The organism is Streptomyces sp. BV286, assembly GCF_019090165.1.
Classification (GTDB): Bacteria; Actinomycetota; Actinomycetes; order Streptomycetales; family Streptomycetaceae; genus Streptomyces.
The window spans coordinates 1-3,688 of record NZ_JAHRIB010000188.1 but is presented as its reverse complement, the minus strand read 5'-3'; the positions used below and the strand labels follow the sequence as shown (position 1 = coordinate 3,688).

Here is a 3,688-nt window from a genome sequence, read left to right as displayed (position 1 = left end):
TCGACCGCGAACAGAGCAGCCTGCGCATACACCGTCCGCGTCAACAGAGCAGCCGCAGCACTCCCCGGCTCCGCGAACAACACCTCCCGCAACGAAAGATCCAGACCCTCCAGACCAACATCCAACAGATCACACGACCGCTCCAACGACTCCCCGAACACCGGGAACGACGCAGCCAACTCCCGCCCCATCCCCACCCGCTGAGCACCCTGACCCGTGAACAAGAACGCCAACTTGCTCGACGCGGAGGCAGTTCCCTGCACCAGGCCGGCTGTGGGACGGCCTTCGGCGAGTGCTTCGAGTGCGGCGAGAAGGTCCTGCCGCTCGGAGGCGACGACGACGGCCCGGTGGTTGAACAGGGTGCGGGTGGTCAGGAGAGCCCGTGCGATGTCGCGGGGAGCGGAATCGTCGGAGTGGCCGACGTGCGCGAGGAGGCGCCGGGCCTGATCCCGCACGGCGTCCTCGGTGCGCCCCGACACGACCCACGGCACGGGGACGTCCGTCGTCCGGGCCGTCTCCGGCGGCTCGGGCGTGCCCGCCGCGCCGGCGGACGGTTCGTCCTGCGGTGCCTGCTCCACGATGACGTGGGCGTTCGTCCCGCTCACGCCGAAGGAGGAGACGCCGGCCCGGCGCGGCCGACCGTTCTGCGGCCACTCCCGCGCCTCGCTCAGCAACTCGACCGCGCCGACGGACCAGTCCACGTGCGGCGAAGGCTCGCTGACATGCAGGGTCTTGGGCAGGACGCCCGCCCGCATCGCCATCACCATCTTGATCACACCGGCCACACCCGCGGCCGCCTGCGTATGACCGAGGTTCGACTTCGAGGACCCGAGCCACAGCGGCTGGCCTTCGTCCCGACCCTGACCGTAGGTCGCGAGCACCGCCTGCGCCTCGATCGGGTCACCAAGGGTCGTACCTGTGCCATGCGCCTCGACGGCGTCGACCTCAGAGGCCGAGAGTCCGGCACTCGCCAGCGCCTGACGGATCACCCGCTGCTGCGACGGACCGTTCGGAGCCGTCAGACCATTACTCGCACCATCCTGGTTCAACGCCGAACCCCGCACCACGGCCAGCACCTCGTGACCGTTGCGCCGCGCATCCGACAACCGCTCCAGAACGAGGACACCCACACCCTCGGACCAGCCCGTGCCGTCCGCGTCGGCGGAGAACGCCTTGCAACGCCCGTCCGCGGCCAGGCCGCGCTGACGGCTGAAGTCGATGAAGGTGTCCGGACCGGCCATGACGGTCACGCCACCGGCGATGGCCATCGTGCACTCGCCCTGGCGCAGGGCGTGGGCTGCGGAGTGGAGGGCTACGAGCGAGGAGGAGCAGGCGGTGTCGATCGTGACGGCCGGGCCCTCCAGGCCGAGCGTGTAGGCGACACGGCCGGAGACGACGCTGCCGGAGATACCGGTGCCCAGATAGCCCTCGGCGCCTTCGGGGATGTCGACGATACGGGTGCCGTAGTCGTGATACATGACGCCTGCGAAGACGCCGGTCTGGCTGCCCTTGAGGTCGGCGGGGACGATGCCCGCCTGCTCGAACGCCTCCCAGGCCGTCTCCAGCAGGAGCCGCTGCTGCGGATCCATGACGATGGCCTCACGCGGCGAGATCCCGAAGAACTCCGCGTCGAAATCACCCGCGTCATGCAGGAATCCGCCCTCGCGGGTGTAGCTCGTTCCGACGTGATCGGGATCCGGGTGGTAGATCGCGTCCAGGTCCCATCCACGGTCGGTCGGGAACTCCGAGATGGCGTCCCGGCCCTCGGCGACCAACCGCCACAGGTCCTCCGGGGAGCGGACTCCGCCGGGGTAGCGGCAGCCCATCCCGACGATGACGATCGGGTCGTCGTCCCCGCGGCCGGATGCGAACACCGGCCGCGTGGGTTCCGTTTCGACGGCTCCGCCCGAGACCTCGGCGAGGAGGAAGTCCGCCAGTGCGTCGGTGGACGGATAGTCGAAGACGAGCGTCGCCGGCAACCGCACCCCCGCCTCCGCGCTGAGGCTGTTCCGCAGTTCCACCGCTGTCAGCGAATCGAAGCCCAGATCCTGGAACGCGCGCCCCGGCTCAACCAGCTCCGCCGACGCGTACCCCAGCACCTGCGCCACCTGACCCCGCACCACGCCGAGCACCAGCGCCCGACGCTCCCCCGCCGACAGCCCCACCAACCGCTCGGCAAGGCCGCCGCCGGATCCGGTCGTCCGCCCTCCCGCCGTACGGCGTCGAGGTGTACGGACCACATCGCGGAAGACCGGGGGAAGTTCATCGGTGTGCGCACCCAGAGCCGCGATGTCCAGGTGCGCGGGTGCCAGAGTCACCTTGCCTGTCGCCAACGCGGCGTCGAACAGCGCCAGGCCATTCTCCACCGACAGCGGAAGCACGCCGCCGCGGGCCATACGGTTGCGGTCCGTGTCGCCGAGAGACTCCGTCATTCCCCCGCGCCCGGTCTCTTCCCAGAGTCCCCAGGCCAGTGAGGTCGCGGGCAGTCCCAACCCCCGCCGATACTCCGCCAACCCGTCCAGATACGCATTCGCCGCCGCGTAGTTGCCCTGCCCCGCACCACCCACCGTCCCCGACAACGACGAGAACAACACAAAGGCGGAAAGGTCCAACTCCCGCGTCAACTCATGCAGATACCACGCAGCATCCGCCTTCGGACCCAGCACACCATCCAACCGCTCCGGCGTCAGCGACTCCAGCACACCGTCATCGACCACACCGGCCGTGTGCACCACCGCCGACAACTCCGAACCCAGACCATCCACCACAGCAGCCAACGCAGCACGATCACTCACATCACACGCCACCACATCCGCCCGGGCACCCAAGTCCGCAAGCTCAGCAACGAGTTCAGCCGCACCCGGCGCATCCTGACCCCGCCGCGACAGCAACACCAGACGCTCCACACCATGCGACACCACCAGATGCCGGGCCACCACCGCACCCAGACCACCCGTACCACCCGTCACCAACACCACACCACCACCAGCACTGGCACTGGCACTGGCACTGGCACCCCACGACGTCACCCCACCACCCGAGGCCACCCGCGTCAGACGAGGAACGAAAACCTCACCGCCACGGACAGCGACCTGCTCCTCCCCCGACACCAGAGCAGCCCGCACACCCGCCTCAACATCCCCCTCCACACCCACATCCACCAACACAAACCGACCCGGATGCTCCGCCTGCGCCGACCGCACCAACCCCCACACCCCAGCCGACACCACATCCACCACACCACCCACACCCACAGACACCGCCCCCCGCGTCACCACCACACGAGAACCAGCACCCCCCACACCCGACACACCCTCCTGCAACCAGGCCAGCACACGCTCCAGCTCCGCGCCCGCCAAACCCAAACGCTCACCCTCCAGCACCAGCACACCCGGCGCCCCACCACTCACACCACTTCCGACACCGCCCACGCCGGCCACAGCACCGGCAACGGGCGACCACACCACCTCGAACAACCCACCACCAGCCACCACCGGCACCCCACCAGCAGCCCCCACCTGACCCGACGAAATCGCCCGCAACACCAGCGACTCCACCACCGCCACCGGCACACCCACACCATCAGCAACCCACAACGACACCCGATCCCGCGCCACATGCCGCACACACACCCGCAACACCGACGCACCCACCGCAAACAACGACACCCCCGACCACGAGAACGGGA

General features: G+C 69.1%; 1 protein-coding gene. It reads right to left on the bottom strand.

Translation table 11 applies throughout. The annotated features are described in order from the left end of the window. Nucleotides 1-3,688: type I polyketide synthase (locus tag KUF83_RS36270; RefSeq protein WP_217459309.1), on the bottom strand; the 3,688-nt coding region annotated here is incomplete at both ends.